General features: G+C 44.6%; 10 protein-coding genes, 2 tRNA genes and 3 rRNA genes. 6 read left to right on the top strand and 9 right to left on the bottom strand.

The genetic code is table 11. The features are described 5' to 3' along the window. Position 1: 1 nt before the first annotated feature. The 3 genes from VXM68_RS00075 to VXM68_RS00065 form a co-directional block, all read right to left on the bottom strand. Positions 2-2,071: a TonB-dependent receptor gene (locus tag VXM68_RS00075; RefSeq protein ID WP_367210115.1), complete on the bottom strand. Its 2,070-nt coding sequence runs from the start codon at positions 2,069-2,071 to the stop codon at positions 2-4. Positions 2,072-2,089: 18 nt separating this feature from the next. Beyond that, on the bottom strand, positions 2,090-2,881 hold the full coding sequence (locus tag VXM68_RS00070) for a hypothetical protein (RefSeq protein WP_367210114.1): 792 nt from the start codon (positions 2,879-2,881) through the stop codon (positions 2,090-2,092). A 107-nt stretch (positions 2,882-2,988) separates the two neighbouring features. Continuing rightward, on the bottom strand, positions 2,989-4,299 hold the full coding sequence (locus VXM68_RS00065) for a BamA/TamA family outer membrane protein (RefSeq protein ID WP_293957818.1): 1,311 nt from the start codon (positions 4,297-4,299) through the stop codon (positions 2,989-2,991). A 194-nt stretch (positions 4,300-4,493) separates the two neighbouring features. Here VXM68_RS00065 and VXM68_RS00060 point away from each other — a divergent pair, with 194 nt between their 5' ends. Continuing rightward, the gene (locus VXM68_RS00060) at positions 4,494-6,371 is read left to right on the top strand and encodes a M1 family metallopeptidase (RefSeq protein WP_293957819.1); all 1,878 of its coding nucleotides are present in this window, start codon (positions 4,494-4,496) and stop codon (positions 6,369-6,371) included. 160 nt (positions 6,372-6,531) lie between these two features. On the opposite strand, the gene VXM68_RS00055 is transcribed toward VXM68_RS00060, so the two are convergent. The 6 genes from VXM68_RS00055 to VXM68_RS00030 all read right to left on the bottom strand — a co-directional run bounded on the left by VXM68_RS00055 (position 6,532) and on the right by VXM68_RS00030 (position 11,109). Continuing rightward, on the bottom strand, positions 6,532-7,143 hold the full coding sequence (locus VXM68_RS00055; RefSeq protein ID WP_294186165.1) for an alpha-ketoglutarate-dependent dioxygenase AlkB: 612 nt from the start codon (positions 7,141-7,143) through the stop codon (positions 6,532-6,534). A gap of 18 nt (positions 7,144-7,161) precedes the next feature. Then, positions 7,162-7,998 carry a methylated-DNA--[protein]-cysteine S-methyltransferase gene (locus VXM68_RS00050; RefSeq protein WP_293957821.1) on the bottom strand — a complete coding sequence of 279 codons (837 nt, stop codon included), beginning with the start codon at positions 7,996-7,998 and terminating at the stop codon, positions 7,162-7,164. Positions 7,999-8,064: 66 nt separating this feature from the next. Further along, positions 8,065-8,364, bottom strand: a complete 300-nt coding sequence (locus VXM68_RS00045; protein WP_293957822.1) for a SelT/SelW/SelH family protein — start codon at positions 8,362-8,364, stop codon at positions 8,065-8,067. Positions 8,365-8,587: 223 nt separating this feature from the next. After that, the gene (gene ygiD, locus VXM68_RS00040; protein WP_293957823.1) at positions 8,588-9,445 is read right to left on the bottom strand and encodes a 4,5-DOPA dioxygenase extradiol; all 858 of its coding nucleotides are present in this window, start codon (positions 9,443-9,445) and stop codon (positions 8,588-8,590) included. A gap of 117 nt (positions 9,446-9,562) precedes the next feature. Continuing rightward, positions 9,563-10,396: an AraC family transcriptional regulator gene (locus VXM68_RS00035; protein WP_293957824.1), complete on the bottom strand. Its 834-nt coding sequence runs from the start codon at positions 10,394-10,396 to the stop codon at positions 9,563-9,565. A 575-nt stretch (positions 10,397-10,971) separates the two neighbouring features. Then, positions 10,972-11,109: a hypothetical protein gene (locus VXM68_RS00030; RefSeq protein ID WP_294346847.1), complete on the bottom strand. Its 138-nt coding sequence runs from the start codon at positions 11,107-11,109 to the stop codon at positions 10,972-10,974. A gap of 506 nt (positions 11,110-11,615) precedes the next feature. On the opposite strand from VXM68_RS00030, the gene VXM68_RS00025 reads away from it, so the two are divergent. From VXM68_RS00025 to rrf, 5 genes are all read left to right on the top strand, one after another. Beyond that, positions 11,616-13,143: ribosomal RNA gene (locus tag VXM68_RS00025) — 16S ribosomal RNA — on the top strand. Between the two features lie 123 nt (positions 13,144-13,266). Continuing rightward, positions 13,267-13,340: transfer RNA gene (locus VXM68_RS00020), tRNA-Ile, on the top strand. An 11-nt stretch (positions 13,341-13,351) separates the two neighbouring features. Then, a tRNA-Ala gene (locus VXM68_RS00015) sits at positions 13,352-13,425 on the top strand. 228 nt (positions 13,426-13,653) lie between these two features. Then, a 23S ribosomal RNA gene (locus tag VXM68_RS00010) occupies positions 13,654-16,535 on the top strand. A gap of 125 nt (positions 16,536-16,660) precedes the next feature. Then, positions 16,661-16,772, top strand: a 5S ribosomal RNA gene (gene rrf / locus VXM68_RS00005). Together the 16S, 23S and 5S rRNA genes with 2 tRNA genes alongside form the textbook arrangement of a ribosomal RNA operon. The last annotated feature ends 45 nt before the right edge of the window (positions 16,773-16,817 follow it).

Genomic DNA, 16,817 nt, shown 5'->3' with positions numbered 1-16,817 from the left:
ATTAAAAGTTAAAACTCATACCCCCATAATAATTACGTAAGGGAGCAGGATTAAAATAGCGGCCCCCAAAGGCATTGATATCATTTCCAAGACTATATTTTTCATTGAGAATATTGTCTGCACCTACAAAAAGTCTGATTTGATACCCTGATCCGACAGGTTTTGTCAAAGATAATTTGCCCTGCAAAAGATGATACCGGTTGGCATAAACAGAATTTGCATCATCCAACGGTATTGCTGCTGTTAGATTAGAAAGGAGATCGAATCGAAATTGATTGGAAAAAAGTATATTCAATGAATTCAACCATACTGTTTTCGGAACCGCAGGAAGCTTATTACCCTGGTAATTTTTGTCGCCCACCTGATAGTTTTTAAATGTATAATCATTGAAGGAAAAATTACTGGCGAACTGTAGGCTACGGACAACACCGAATACTTGCGGTGTAATCAAGTAGAGCAGTATTGATGCTTCTAAACCCTTTTGGTTTATTTTACCCGCATTTTGAAAATATTCAGCACCATTATCCCTTAACTGTCGGATAATGGCATTGTTCATTTGATACGTGTAAGTCGCTGCATCTAGAACGACACGGCGATTCCACAGATGCAAGCGCAAGCCCAATTCATGATTCGTACCCGTTTCTGGCTTGAGCAGCATATTAATAGAATTATCCGATGAACGGACCTCCGCAACAGTTGGGGCAGAGAAACCTTTAGAAATCGATGCTCTAAGTGCAAGCATTGGAGTGATCAGATAGGATAGTGCAGCTCGTGGCATCCATGTACTCCCGAAATCAATATTTTCTTTGTTTTCTTGTGCGACAGGATAACGTTGCTGGTAGCCAATTTTATTCTCATTTAATCCGAGTGACAACTCTACCTGGAGACGCTCTAGCCACTCCAGTTGGGTGCGTGCAAAAAATGATTGCTGACTATTTTCCAATTTGTCTTTGGCCTGCGGATCGGTAGCGACACCTAGGGCGTTGTCATAATTGTCAATAGCATACCAGCCCTTTTGCGCTTCCAAGCCCAGTTGGACTTCATATTTTAAATCTTGGCTCAACAGATCGACATAAGATAAATACAGGCGCGTTCCGAAATTCTTTTCATCTCTTTTCTCGTAATTGGTGATGAAGGGATTTTTGATCTGATTGGATGAACCAAATACACTGGCGAATAAGGTCATCTTAGAACTGAGATGCGTCTGGTTGCTCAGTCCACCAAAGAATGTTTTATCGTAGATTGCTGCTTTTTGTTCAGCAGCACCAAGATTTGGTCCGCCCTTAGGCCTAGCCTGCCTGCGGTCGCTCTCCATTTGTGCTGCGGTGAGCCCTCCTGGAGTTTGGTAACCGAGATCCGAATAGAAACCAGTGAATTTTAATTCGGATGTTTTTGCGTATTGCCAATTGTAATTGAGCTGGATATTCTTTTTGGTCAAAGCCGAATTTTGTCTATATCCATCACTTCGGGTCCAGCTCTGATTGATGGCTAACTGCTGTGTCTGGCTGAATGGTAATATTGCATTGAGCTGTTCTTGGAAAAGACCATAGGAGCCCCCCGTTAATTGGAGGTTGACTTCCGGTTTGGAAGACCGGTCAAATCCCTTGCTGTATAAGGAAACTACACCTCCCGAATTAGCACCATAGATCGATCCATCTGGACCTTTCAAGATATTAACTTGGCCGATTGCATAGGGATCTATCAAGTTAAGATAGGTGTTCCCGCCTGCGTCAGTTAGCGGAAAATCGTCCAGATATATTTTGACATTACGAACACCAAACGGTGAACGGATCATACTCCCACGGAGTGCTAGCCGGTAACTTCCAGGGGAACGTTCTTCCATGCGTAAACCCGGCACCCTGTTCATTGCTGAAACAAAGGAGGGCGACTGCTGGGATTGGATCATTTGGCTGCTTAACACAGCCGCAGAAGATGTCAATCGCAATAGCGGTTGTTTATTGAAGTAGGCTTTAACTTCGACTTGTTCCAGCCGATTAGTCGTAGTATCCACTTCCTGCGCATATAATTTGCTACATAAACCAAGGGTAGCAAGTAGGTAATATCTTTTCATCTTTAGGGTTTGGTCGGCTTAGTCTGCAAATTCCTGACTGAAATAAATTTCAAAAATCTGCTTTTTCTTATTGTATTTTAGGCATTGAAAATTCGCATATACGGAGCTGGTCGGCACACAAAGACTGTTGGCCATGGCTTCTTTTGAGAATTTTTTGTTCAGACAGCCCTGCTGCAAATCAAAGTTTTTGTTCGTAGAAATATCGGTCACATTAAAGGAATTGTCATCAATCAGGTAATTTGAATTGTTTAAACGAATATAATGCTTTTGATAAATTAGTTCGGAAGCAACGAGATAGTCGAGCGATCCAAAGCTGGATGAACAATCCAGATTTTGAAGGGTATTGACAACTTTTAACTCTTTATACAGTGTGTTGTATGTATTGCTTTTATGATCGAATAAGGTGATCTCGATGCGATGATTATCTTTGTTGTACAATATATACCCAAGGTCTCCGGAGCCATTTGCGAAGATATTTCCTTTCGCGATCGCTAAAACAGCCAAGTTAGGATGCCCAAGGAAATAATCCTTTTGGTCTGCACTTAACGCTGTCGTTAATTTCCGATGCAGTTTATCGAAGAGGCCTTCGTTGTTCATTTTCATTAACTGCTGCGTTTGTTCTTTAGTTCTATCTGCAAAACGTGGGCTATCGTAGCTCGAAGTATCCGATGGGAGCGCTAGGTATGTAGGAAGGACTACCTGCTCTTTCTTTTTTCCGTCACTCTTTGTTGCTATTGGCGTCTTTGTCTGATGACAGGAGACAAGAACTGATAATAATAGAATGTATAGAAAGAAGGTTTTTAAATTCATGATGAAGTATCGTCAATGCCAATTCAGTCGCTCTTCGTGAATAGAAAGCGCAACAACATCGGCTAATTTAGTTATTTTATGGCAAATGGGGATGCCTTAAGGATGGATTAGAAGGCTTCATTTAGCCCTAAAAAGAATCCTCGGGAGCCATATTTTCCGAAGGCATAATCCAAACATAGATTTGTACGTGTCGCTTTATTAAACAGCACCCGCAATCCGGCACCGCCACCAGGCTGCCACCGTTCGAAAAGTTTAGTGCCCAGTTCATCACTGGCTGTCTGTAGGTTAAAAAATGCAGCTCCGCTTAAAAAGCGATTCTTGAGAATTGGAAAGCGGTATTCTGTTTCAGCATAACCGAAGGAAATTCCTTTAAAATAGCCAATGGTATAACCACGGCCACTTCTAACAGCAACGTCCCTTCCTGTTCCCGGCAGGTCAAAGTAGGGAAGTGTGCCACCAAGTCTGTACGATCCCCAATACCAAAAAGCCAGGACATGGGCAGGGTCGGACTGCGATAAGCCAAAGTACTTCCTGAAGTCGGTGGTAAGCTGCACAGCATTTTTGCTACTGCCCAGCAGCGTTGTGTTCCATCGAACTCCAATATCCGAATAAATTCCTTTATAAGGCCTATTGGGGTTGTCCCTTGTCATATATTGCATATTGAGCAGTAATCCATTGGAATTGTAACTGTCGGGTTCGAAGCCGTGTTTTTCTGTATAGATTGTATTGGGTGTAACGTTTCCGTTAGGACCGCTACTGGTTATTTTACGGCGTAGGTCGAAAGCCAGTCCTGCCCCGGCAAAGAGATTGTCTGCAATGCGCTTATAGACTTTTTCATTAAATGTAAAGGCATTATATTTTGCTCCATACTTCTTGTGCTCTGGGTTGGCAAGGATCTCCTCATCTGCATTGTTCCATTTGCCCTGAGGGGTCATACCCAATCCAGCGTCTAAAGCGACCATTTTAACAAGCGCAAACGCACCTTGGAAATTTAACTTATTGTTCGGTGTAAACACATTGTGACTAATATAGAACACCATAATGTTTTTTGTGGTGATTGAGGCCGATGTCGCAGCAATGGACATCGTCGTTGTTTTTGGATCTCCGAGTATCTTTCCGGCGACAGCTTTAACGCCAATCTGACCACCAATGGTCGGATTGTACGCAATATTGGGCATTAAGGTAATAGGCGAGCGTTTGCTGGCACGTGCCTTCTTTCGTTTGGGATGGATAATTCTTCCAATTAGATCAGAAATATCATATTGACGTGCCAGAGCCGAGTCGCGCTGATGTTTATATTGTGTAATAGAATCTGTCTTTGCTTCGGTTTGAGCATTAAGCAGCATCGGAATTAAGATTAAAAGCGTACCTAAAAAAGCGTATCCGAGAAAGTTGTTATAACGTAGAAGATGATGCATACCTTTGAATTTGTCTTAAAAATAAACGTTAAAAAAAATAAAAAGTTTTCCAGGGTTTGCATGCTGTCTTCCTTTTGCCATTTTAACGATGGTCAATAGTCATAGGGGCAAAAGGGATATTTTTGTGGTAAGCTGGAATATTAAACTTGCAAATCACAACAAATTTATCTTAGTTTGATTATTGAAATTAGGATATGATAGGACGCACGATATTTAATTATGGATTGTCTCTGCTTTTATTAACGGGGGCGGCCCATGCCCAAGAGTTGTATACACCAAGAAATATTCAGCAAGCAATTGAAAAAGGAACCCGAACCACGTCGGGTCTACCTGGCAAAAATTATTGGCAAAATTTTGGAAAATATGACGTGCGGGTAAAATTGGATCCAAAAACAAAGATAGTAAGTGGAACAGAGACCATATTGTACAATAATAATAGTCCCGATACACTGAATAGCATTGCTATTCGATTCGTCAATAATGTTCATAAACCCAATGCGGTACGTGCGGCGTACGCTTCGGACGATTACCTGACTTCGGGGTTGAAGATTAAGTCGTTTAAATTGAATGGTCAAGTTTATGAAGTGAACAGCAAGGATTGGGGAACCGTAAAATTAGCCGATTTTGGACAAAAAATCCTTCCGGGAAGCACTGCAACATTGGACATTAGCTGGGAATATCCGTTATCTGTCGAAAGCGACCGTGAAGGGCTGTTGAATGCTTCCACCTTTTATTGTGCTTACTCTTATCCGCGTGTGTCTGTATACGACGATTACAATGGCTGGGATCTTCTGGAACATAATGGCCGACAAGAATTCTACAATGGTTTCAACGATTATCAATTTGAGATATCCGTTCCGAAGAACTTTGTTGTGTGGGCGACAGGTGAATTGACAAATGCGGCTGAGGTATTGCAGAAACCTATTCTGGACCGTTTCGAAAAATCAAAAGTCAGCGATACGCCAATACATATCGCGACAGATGCCGAAATGAAAGCGGGGAAAGTGACAGCACAACAAGCGTGGAATACGTGGAAATTCAAAGCAGTCTATGTTCCTGATTTTTGTTTCAGCGTCAGTGACAATTACATTTGGGATGGCGGGAGTGTAGATTTGGGAAGTAAGCGCGTGAGTGTGCAGTCAAGCTATGTCGCCGGAACGCCAGATTTTGAACAATACATTGATTGGCAGCAATATTGCATTGACTGGTTTTCTAAAAATTGGCCCGGTGTCACCTACCCATACCCAACAATGACAGCCGTTCAGGGATTTGCCGATATGGAATATCCAATGATGATTAACGATTCGAGTGTCCCAGATAATCTTGTGGACGCACGACAAACAGCGGACCACGAAATTGCCCATACGTATTTCCCTTTTTACATGGGTATCAATGAGACGCGATACGGTTATATGGATGAAGGCTGGGCTACGGCATTGGAATTCTGGATCGGAAATGCGGAGATTGGTGCCGAAAAAAATAAAGAACTTTTCAAAGATGCCCGTGTAAAGCGCTATATCTTTGACCCCTCTACAGAAGAAGACCAACCCTTGATTACCATGACCTCTCAGTTGAGTGGTTTAGGTTACGGCAACAATGCCTACATCAAGGCCGCATTGTCTTATATTGCGTTACGGGATTACCTGGGTGATGAACTGTTTAAAAAAGCACTACACCATTACATGATGCTATGGAATGGAAAACATCCTACGCCTTGGGACTTCTTTTATAGCATCAATGCCGGAGCAGGACAGAATTTAAACTGGTATTGGAAAAATTGGTATTTCAGCAATCATTACATCGATCTTAAGGTAGATAGCTTTAAGCGACTGAGCAACAAAAACACCCTTACAGTAACCAATGTGGGCGGATTTGCAATTCCATTTGAGGTAGTGATCACTTATGCAGATGGTTCTGTAGAAACAAAGCATCAAACGCCAGCAGTTTGGCAGCACAATGAAAAACAGGTAACGATAACCTGGTCCTCTGCTAAAAAAATCATGAATATTACGTTGGATGGAGGCATTTTTATGGATTACACCCCTAAAGACAATAGTTTGGACAACCTTTAGTAATCCAGTCGCTCGTGTCAGCTTTGATGTTTCAAAAAGGTTTACACGATTGAGGCTTGATTCCGAATAGCAGAATTTGGTTTTGCACCCTGTTCCCAATGTAACTGATAGGGCTGCGTGCTCACCAGTAACTGGTATGTACGATTACTAACGTACAGGGTTAGGGCTGATCGATGGTTCTAAATGTCAGATTAATTCTTGCTCCGAAAGCCTTTTTTGTAGGTGGAAGTCGATGCAGCCAATACGTTTGCGTCAGATCTTTCATGACCAAAAGACTGCCATGTCCTAAAATAATATCTATTTTTTCCTTACTGGTCTTATGCTTAAAGGCAAATTTGCGTTCAGCACCAAAGCTTAGCGAAGCAATTGCCCCATTTTTTTTAAGATCCTTCTCCGCGTCACTGTGCCAGGCCATACCTTCGTCGCCATTGTGATAAAGATTCAACAGACACGAATTATATGTCTCCAGTGTCAGTTTTTCTACTATTTTTTTCAGCTCAAGAAGTTCCTTTGTCCACGGAAGTGCCTTTTTGGTGGTGTTAGAATAACTATACTCGAATGCATCATCCCCATACCAGGCCACTTTTCGTTTGGTGATTATTTCATTTCCAAAAATTATGGCCCGGTCGTTTACCCATTCAATTGACTCCATGAGTCTATCAAAATAGCGGTTTGCCTCCAGCACAGATAATACTTTGCCATAGTAATTGACGGTACCGTCGTAAGGGAGTAAATTTCTATTGCCATCGAAGAGATTATCGAAAAGTTCCATATGAGTATCTTTTTTTTATTAAACAGCTGTATGAAAGCTCTCCCATCCGATCATCGCTGTCTTTCGCATCGGATCCCAACGGTAGCCACCAAACATACCGCTGTTTTGTATCACACGGTGGCAGGGGATAAGGTAAGCAATTGGGTTACTTCCAATAGCAGTACCAACGGCGCGGGAGGCTTTTGGGTTACCTATTTGAGAAGCAATAGCACCATAAGTGCTCAAGTTACCCATCGGAATTTTTAACAAGGCTTCCCAAACTTTCAATTGAAAGGCAGTTCCTTTTAAATGTAATTTTACCTGTCGGATATCTTTATGTTGAGGGTTTAATGCCTTGAGTGCACTATCGTGCATGCCATTTCCCTGTTGAAAATAGGTTGCTTTGGGGAATCGTTGCTGGAGCGATGCAAGGGCTTGAGCCTGATCGTCTGCATAGGCAATATGGCAAACGCCTTTTGGTGTAGATGCAATGAGCATGGTGCCGAATAAGCTTTCATAGTAATCGTACAATATAATTAGATTGGCGCCCTCGTTTTTATATTCGGCAGGACTCATTCCCTCGATATTGATAAATAGCTCATGAAGTCTGCTACTACTGGACAGACCAAGCTGGAATGTCGTTTCGGCAATAGTACTTTCCTGGAGCAATGATTTCGCGTGAGTTATGCTTATGTATTGCAAGAATTTTTTCGGGCTCGTTCCCGCCCAAGCGGTAAACATACGTTGAAAATGAGCTTCACTCATATAGACATGTGAAGCAATCTGACCCAATGTAGGCTGTATCTTAAAGTTTTCCTGTAAGAAATGAATCGCCTTGGCGATACGTTGAAAATCCACTTCTTGTTGAATAGTCATGATTGTCATTTAATTTATTCAAAGTTGCTAAAAAGAAGAAGCCTATAAAATCCGATTTATGCTAAATTACAGGTGGGATGAAGTAGATTTGTCCGAATGGCCCAAGGACTTGTCCGGTGCGACAATGTCGCGGATCAGTTGTTTGAGCTCTTTTATTTCGGGGAAATGACCGGCTTTTTTTCGATCAAAGATCTCGCTGTCCGCCACGCGTATGGTATAACGGCCCGCAATTTCGCTGGGAACGAGCATTACCCCATGGATTTCTTCCGTAAACGTACTCAGCAGCTCCTGCGCCATATAGGCGGCGCGAAGCATCCAATTGCATTTTGGACAATATTCAATTTCGATAACAGGTTTTGTTGCCATGCGTTAAGTTGAGGTAAATTGTTTTGGTTCAAACAAATTTATTGATCCTACTGTTGGAATCAAAGCCATTTTTGTCAAAGAAATTTCGAGAATGTCGTAATTCCAGCTTTTTAACATACCTACAGGCCATTCCATTATCCTGGCGAATAGCTCAACAGAAGGACTTGTAGGTATATAGAATAGCCTGTATTTATTTGGTATTGTTGCTATGTCATTTGGTAGTTTAACCAATTTTCAATGACGTCATCGTCAGCGAGCCTGCTACAGCGTTGTCGTTGAAGAGAAAGAGTTCCTCATTTTTATCCTGTAAGCCCAATGTATAGATTAAAGGCAGGTAATGTTCAGGCGTTGGAATTGCCAAGTCAAACTCTTTACCCTGTAACCTAAAATCAATTAAAGCCTGGTGGTTGCCGTCCTGTATAAATTTTTTCATTTTTTCATTGGCTATTGTCGCCCACTCAAAGGCATAACCAGTTGTGTTCAGCTTGTCCCAGGCCACCATTCGCAGATTGTGCACCATATTTCCGCTGCCGATAATCAGAACACCTTTTTTCCGTAGTTCGGTTAATTGCTGTGCAATCTCATAATGGTATGCAGCCGGCTTCGTATAATCGATGCTCATTTGAATAATGGGTACATCTGCATTGGGATAAAGATGTTTAACAACCGACCAAGATCCATGATCCAGTCCCCATTTATCGTCGAGGTGAATTTCCGCTTTGCTGACTATACGCTGCGTTTCTGCAGCGAGTGCCGGACTTCCAGGGGCTGGGTATTGCACATCAAATAAAGCTTGAGGAAAGCCGCCAAAATCATGTATGGTGGCCGGATGTTCCATAGCTGTGACAAATGTTCCACGTGTTTCCCAATGTGCAGATACCACTAGAATCGCCTTAGGCTTCTCGAAAGTCTGGCCTATTTTTTTGAACCCCTGCACAAATTCGTTGTCTTCGATGGCATTCATCGGACTTCCATGGCCGAGAAATAGAACCGGATATTTGTCCGTTGCTTCGAGTTCGCCAGAAAATCTATGTAAGGAGCTCACATGGTGTGCTGCACCAATTAAAGGTAATGTTGCCATAATTTTAATAAAATCCTTTCTACGCATTTTATAGATCATGTAATCGCGTCAATTTTCTGTACAAAGGTAAAAGATGGCGGTGAGGCAGGGGTATAATAATTTGGTCAAACTGTTGTACTATTCGGAAATAAGCTTCTGAATTTCATTTCTGAATTCAGAAGGCGTCATGCCGGCTTTCTTTTTGAAGACATTGGTAAAGTAAGCTTTTTCTTGATAGCCCAGTTCAAAGCCAATTTCCGATATTGTCTTATTCGTTGTCAACAGTAGATTTTTTGCTTCAATAAGTTTTCTTGTTTCAATAATCTCGGAAACGCTTTGTTGTAAGATACTCTGACAAATTAAATTTAGGTTTCGGGTAGACATAAAAAGTTTCTCCGCATAAAAATTAACTCCTTCCGGTCGTCGATAATTATTCTCTAAGATGGATAGAAAATTCTTGAAAGTTGTTCCCTGATTTTTTAATTGTTGCTGTGCATCTGGAAATTGCCTTTTCCGTTCGGATTCAATCATCGTAAAAATAGTACTCAGCAGTTGCTTAATGACACCATAATCGATAGCAGGCTGCAGTGTTTCCTGCTGCATGAGCTGACACAAGGTCGTTAACCTGTCGAAGCAGTAGGGGCTAGCGAAGCTTAATGTTGCGTTTTCATGAAAGTGAGCATAGAGTTGGAAGGTAGTTTCGGGAATAAATTCGCTCTTGAAACGAATTACCCAAAATTCAATACGATTATTAGTCAAAAGAGGTTTGACGCGGTGGTTTTTGCCCTGCGTAACAAAACTTATAAAAGGGGCGGTATACGTTTTCGTTTTAAAGTCAATAAAATGTTCGAGCCTTCCGGCTACGCCAATAATGAGTTCCTCGAAATCATGCTGGTGTATTTCGTTTTTGGATTGCTGAATACGCAGTGCCTCATCGGCGTCAATTTTATAGATTTTGAAAAGTTCGTTCAAAATGAGTAACAATATTAATCACTATACGAATATACGGTTTCGCTTGGAGATTTTTTATTTTTAGACGTGTAGTAGGGTAGCTTGCGATGACTAATTATCTCCAACTTCGATTATATGGTATAGATGCTTTTTTTCCTGTTTCCGATTATGCTCTTTGGGTTTTGCTTTCATCGCTAGGCCATTGTGCTCCGAGTACGGGTAACCTGCGTTATGCCCTTCTTATCCATTAGTCTAGAATTTGTATACCTATAGCTTAGCCTTAAGTTAGGTTTAGTATGGGTTCGACCTATACTAAACCTAAACAAACCCTAACTAAACCCTAAGTAAACCCTAAACTAAGCTATAACATGGTAGGGTCTTTGATGCCTTCGATCGGCCGTCTTATATTTCGAATTCGGTAGGGCGTCTAGCCCGGCGGCGCCTGCGGCATACAACCTATGCACGAGACCACGCTTCAGTTCCCGGTGAATGTAATACAATTTGCTCCTACAATGCTGCGGTGCCGGCCTAACACGGCGCTGCCAACGGCAGGCAACCTGCACAAGATACCGGTCATGAGTTCCGCGGTGCGCCTTCTACCGGCTTCGTCCTCCCGGGCCATTTTGTCCTGGCGCAGCTGCTGGCCGCCCGCCTCCCCGCCCGGAGCTTCTTTTATCTGCGATCTGCCCCTGTAATTGCCTCCGGGAGGGGCCTGCTGAAAAAGAATCTTCCATCCTTCCAGCGAGTTATGTCCAAAATGAAATAAATAAGAACAAAAGGCTTGGAGGTTTGTCCCCAAACTTCCTATCTTTGCACCACTCCGCAAGGGAGGGACGGTTACTTCGAGAGAAGGAACCCTGAAAAAAGAAGGGTTTAAGAGAAGTCTGGCAGGATCTAAAATCCCGCCCGGTTTATTTTAAACGCTGAAATCGAAAAAAGGGAAAAGAAAAAAAAACTTCAGAAAGTTTTTGGAAGTTCAGAAAAGATTTCTACCTTTGCAGTCCCAACGGAAACGGAGGGAAAAACAAAAAAGATAAAGACGGCCTGGTGCCATCGGAATATAGCGGATACGGAAGTTGAAGCGATAAAGTTCTTTAAGAAAACACAATCATGTAAGCGTGACGAGTAGACAAACGAAAGTCATGAACAAATTCAAGTAATTGTTCGATTCGATCCAAGATCAGAGATATAAAAAAGAATTCTGATTATTATAAATAGTTGGAATCAAAAACTTCATTTTACAATGGAGAGTTTGATCCTGGCTCAGGATGAACGCTAGCGGCAGGCCTAATACATGCAAGTCGGACGGGATCCGGTGGTAGCTTGCTACCACTGGTGAGAGTGGCGCACGGGTGCGTAACGCGTGAGCAACCTACCTCTATCAGGGGGATAGCCTCTCGAAAGAGAGATTAACACCGCATAATATAATTTCCCGGCATCGGGAAATTATTAAATATTTATAGGATAGAGATGGGCTCGCGTGACATTAGCTAGTTGGTAGGGTAACGGCTTACCAAGGCGACGATGTCTAGGGGCTCTGAGAGGAGAATCCCCCACACTGGTACTGAGACACGGACCAGACTCCTACGGGAGGCAGCAGTAAGGAATATTGGTCAATGGGCGGAAGCCTGAACCAGCCATGCCGCGTGCAGGATGACTGCCCTATGGGTTGTAAACTGCTTTTGTCCAGGAATAAACCTAGATACGTGTATCTGGCTGAATGTACTGGAAGAATAAGGATCGGCTAACTCCGTGCCAGCAGCCGCGGTAATACGGAGGATCCGAGCGTTATCCGGATTTATTGGGTTTAAAGGGTGCGTAGGCGGCCTGTTAAGTCAGGGGTGAAATACGGTGGCTCAACCATCGCAGTGCCTTTGATACTGACGGGCTTGAATCCATTTGAAGTGGGCGGAATAAGACAAGTAGCGGTGAAATGCATAGATATGTCTTAGAACTCCGATTGCGAAGGCAGCTCACTAAGCTGGTATTGACGCTGATGCACGAAAGCGTGGGGATCGAACAGGATTAGATACCCTGGTAGTCCACGCCCTAAACGATGATAACTCGATGTTGGCGATAGACAGCCAGCGTCCCAGCGAAAGCGTTAAGTTATCCACCTGGGGAGTACGCCCGCAAGGGTGAAACTCAAAGGAATTGACGGGGGCCCGCACAAGCGGAGGAGCATGTGGTTTAATTCGATGATACGCGAGGAACCTTACCCGGGCTTGAAAGTTAGTGAAGGATGCAGAGACGCATCCGTCCTTCGGGACACGAAACTAGGTGCTGCATGGCTGTCGTCAGCTCGTGCCGTGAGGTGTTGGGTTAAGTCCCGCAACGAGCGCAACCCCTATGTTTAGTTGCCAGCATGTAGTGGTGGGGACTCTAAACAGACTGCCTGCGCAAGCAGAGAGGAAGGTGGGGACGACGTCAAGTCATCATGGCCCTTACGTCCGGGGCTACACACGTGCTACAATGGATGGTACAGCGGGCAGCTACATAGCAATATGATGCTAATCTCTAAAAGCCATTCACAGTTCGGATTGGGGTCTGCAACTCGACCCCATGAAGTTGGATTCGCTAGTAATCGCGTATCAGCAATGACGCGGTGAATACGTTCCCGGGCCTTGTACACACCGCCCGTCAAGCCATGAAAGTTGGGGGTACCTAAAGCATGTTACCGCAAGGAGCGTGTTAGGGTAAAACCGATAATTGGGGCTAAGTCGTAACAAGGTAGCCGTACCGGAAGGTGCGGCTGGAATACCTCCTTTCTAGAGTATCGCGGATCGGTACTCGTCACGTTACATATGATTGCAAAAGAAGAAAAACATCAGAAGAAAGTGCCCGCCCCTAAGGGAGCAGGACCGAGAGAGATAGATGAACAGGAAATAGCTAGTCCCGTAGCTCAGTTGGTTAGAGCACTACACTGATAATGTAGGGGTCAGCAGTTCAAATCTGCTCGGGACTACGAAAATTAAAGGGGAATTAGCTCAGCTGGCTAGAGCACCTGCCTTGCACGCAGGGGGTCAACGGTTCGAATCCGTTATTCTCCACATCTCCGGGGAAGTATATAGCGATATACTTCATATATACCGGAAAAAGAGTTCTTTGACATATTGAAAGAGAAAAAAAATTACAAGAGAAGACAACAGTATAGAGACAATACGTGTATGTGTTTGATGTAGAGAGGAGACCCTCGGTCAAGGCCGAACGAATCTTTACGTAGCATACGTGTATATATATCAAAAGCAGCCGCATAGTAGCAAAAGGCTATGCCGGTGAAGAAAGTAAATAAGGGCACACGGGGGATGCCTAGGCTCTCAGAGGCGAAGAAGGACGTGATAAGCTGCGATAAGCTGCGGGGATTGGCAAATGCGACGTGATCCGTAGATTTCCGAATGGGGCAACCTGGCTATTTGAAGAATAGCCGTATAAAACGCGAACGCGCTGAACTGAAACATCTAAGTAGGCGTAGGAGAAGAAAATAACAATGATTTCCCAAGTAGTGGCGAGCGAACGGGAAAGAGCCCAAACCGTTTATGTTACGGCATAGACGGGGTTGTAGGACCACGAGATTGTACAGCGCTATGAACTGGAAGCAGGTGGGAAACTGCGCAATAAGGGTGAGAGCCCCGTACAGGTAAAGAATGTTGACATAGTGGTATCCTGAGTACCGCGGGACCGGAGAAATCCTGTGGGAATCCACCAGCACCATCTGGTAAGGCTAAATACTCCTGAGAGACCGATAGTGAACCAGTACCGTGAGGGAAAGGTGAAAAGAACCCCGAACAGGGGAGTGAAAAGAACCTGAAACCGTGTGCTTACAAGCGGTTGGAGCAGACGAGTTCTGTGACAGCGTGCCTTTTGCATAATGAGCCTACGAGTTACTCTTGTCTGGCAAGGTTAAGTCCTTCAGGGACGCAGCCGAAGCGAAAGCGAGTCTTAATAGGGCGGATAGTCAGATGAGGTAGACGCGAAACCTTGTGATCTACCCTTGGGCAGGTTGAAGTTGCAGTAACATGTAATGGAGGACCGAACCGATAAACGTTGAAAAGTTTCCGGATGACCTGAGGGTAGGGGTGAAAGGCCAATCAAACTGGGAAATAGCTCGTACTCCCCGAAATGTTTTTAGGAACAGCGTCGGCGTAGAGTTTGATAGAGGTAGAGCTACCGATTGGGTGCGGGGGAGTCAAATCCTACCAAATCCAGACGAACTCCGAATGCTATCAAATATAGCCGGCAGTGAGGCTTTGGGTGCTAAGGTCCAAGGCCGAGAGGGAAAGAACCCAGACCATCAGCTAAGGTCCCCAAATTCGTTCTAAGTTGAACTAACGAGGTCCGGTTGCCCAGACAGCTAGGATGTTGGCTTGGAAGCAGCCATTCATTTAAAGAGTGCGTAACAGCTCACTAGTCGAGCGGCCGGGCGTGGATAATAAACGGGCATCAAGAACGGTACCGAAGCTATGGATTTGCACTGAAAGATGTGCATCTGGTAGGGGAGCATTCCATCGCCGGAGAAGCACAGTGGTAATGCTGTGTGGAGGTTATGGAAAAGCAAATGTAGGCATAAGTAACGATAAGGCGGGTGAGAAACCCGCCCACCGAAAGACCAAGGTTTCCTGATCAACGTTAATCGGATCAGGGTCAGTCGGGACCTAAGGCGCACCCGAAAGGGGCAAGCCGATGGACAACTGGTTAATATTCCAGTACTCTTCATAACTGCGATGTGGTGACGGAGTAGTGACACTGCCGCGAACTGACGGAATAGTTCGTTGAAAGGCGTAGGTATTGGGGTTGTAGGCAAATCCGCAACTCTAGCTGAAACCCAATAGTACAGCAAAGCTCCGGTGGCGCTGATAGAGCAGGTAAACAGACTTCCAAGAAAACCCGCTAAGCTTCAGGTTATGAAGACCCGTACCGCAAACCGACACAGGTGGTCGAGGAGAGAATCCTAAGGTGCTCGAGTGAGTCATGGCTAAGGAACTCGGCAAAATGGCCCTGTAACTTCGGGAGAAGGGGCGCTGTCTCGAAAGAGCAGCCGCAGTGAAAAGGCCCAGGCGACTGTTTAACAAAAACATATGGCTTTGCAAAATCGCAAGATGAAGTATAAGGCCTGACACCTGCCCGGTGCTGGAAGGTTAAGAGGGGATGTCATCGCAAGAGAAGCATTGAATCGAAGCCCCAGTAAACGGCGGCCGTAACTATAACGGTCCTAAGGTAGCGAAATTCCTTGTCGGGTAAGTTCCGACCTGCACGAATGGTGTAACGATCTGGGCGCTGTCTCAGCCATGAGCTCGGTGAAATTGTGGTATCGGTGAAGACGCCGATTACCCGCAACGGGACGGAAAGACCCCATGCACCTTCACTATAGCTTAACATTGAGATTGGGTACAGGATGTGTAGGATAGGCGGGAGATGTTGAAGTGGCTTCGCCAGGAGTCATGGAATCAACCTTGAAATACCGCCCTTTCTGTATCCGGTTTCTAACTCGGCAATGCCGAGGACATTGTTTGGTGGGTAGTTTGACTGGGGTGGTCGCCTCCAAAAAGGTAACGGAGGCTTTCAAAGGTAAGCTCAGTACGCTTGGTAACCGTACGCGGAGTGCAATGGCATAAGCTTGCTTGACTGTGAGACCGACAAGTCGAACAGGGTCGAAAGACGGACATAGTGATCCGGTGGTTCTGTATGGAAGGGCCATCGCTCAAAGGATAAAAGGTACGCTGGGGATAACAGGCTGATCTCCCCCAAGAGCTCATATCGACGGGGAGGTTTGGCACCTCGATGTCGGCTCGTCACATCCTGGGGCTGGAGAAGGTCCCAAGGGTTGGGCTGTTCGCCCATTAAAGTGGCACGCGAGCTGGGTTCAGAACGTCGCGAGACAGTTCGGTCCCTATCTGTTGTGGGCGTTGGAAGTTTGAGTGGATCTGACCTTAGTACGAGAGGACCGGGTTGGACAGACCTCTGGTGAACCTGTTATGCCGCCAGGTGTACGGCAGGGTAGCTACGTCTGGAATAGATAAGCGCTGAAAGCATCTAAGTGCGAAACTAGCCACGAGATGAGACTTCCTTATAGGGTCGTAGGAGATGACTACGTTGATAGGCCATAGGTGTAAAGGTTGAGAGACCAAAGCCAAGTGGTACTAATAGCCCGAAGCTTTCTCAAGCAGACAGACACTGTTGTCTTCCTCTTTAATTTTTGAAACAGACAGAAACGTAACTCTTTCAGTATATATGTCATTTGGCATGGATAACATGATATGGATATCATATATCAGCCAATAAAGATTTTTAGGTGCCTATATCGGCGGTGTCTACCTCTTCCCATTCCGAACAGAGCAGTCAAGCCCGCCAGAGCCGATGGTATTGCCGTAACAGGTGGGAGAGTAGGTCGGTGCCTTTTTTTACACGGAAGCCCTTGCTGGAAACAGTCAAGGGCTTCTTTCGT

The sequence above is a fragment of the Sphingobacterium sp. R2 genome (assembly GCF_040760075.1).
GTDB lineage: Bacteria > Bacteroidota > Bacteroidia > Sphingobacteriales > Sphingobacteriaceae > Sphingobacterium.
Note: the sequence above shows the minus strand (reverse complement) of the source record. Positions and strands in the feature narration are given on the sequence as shown.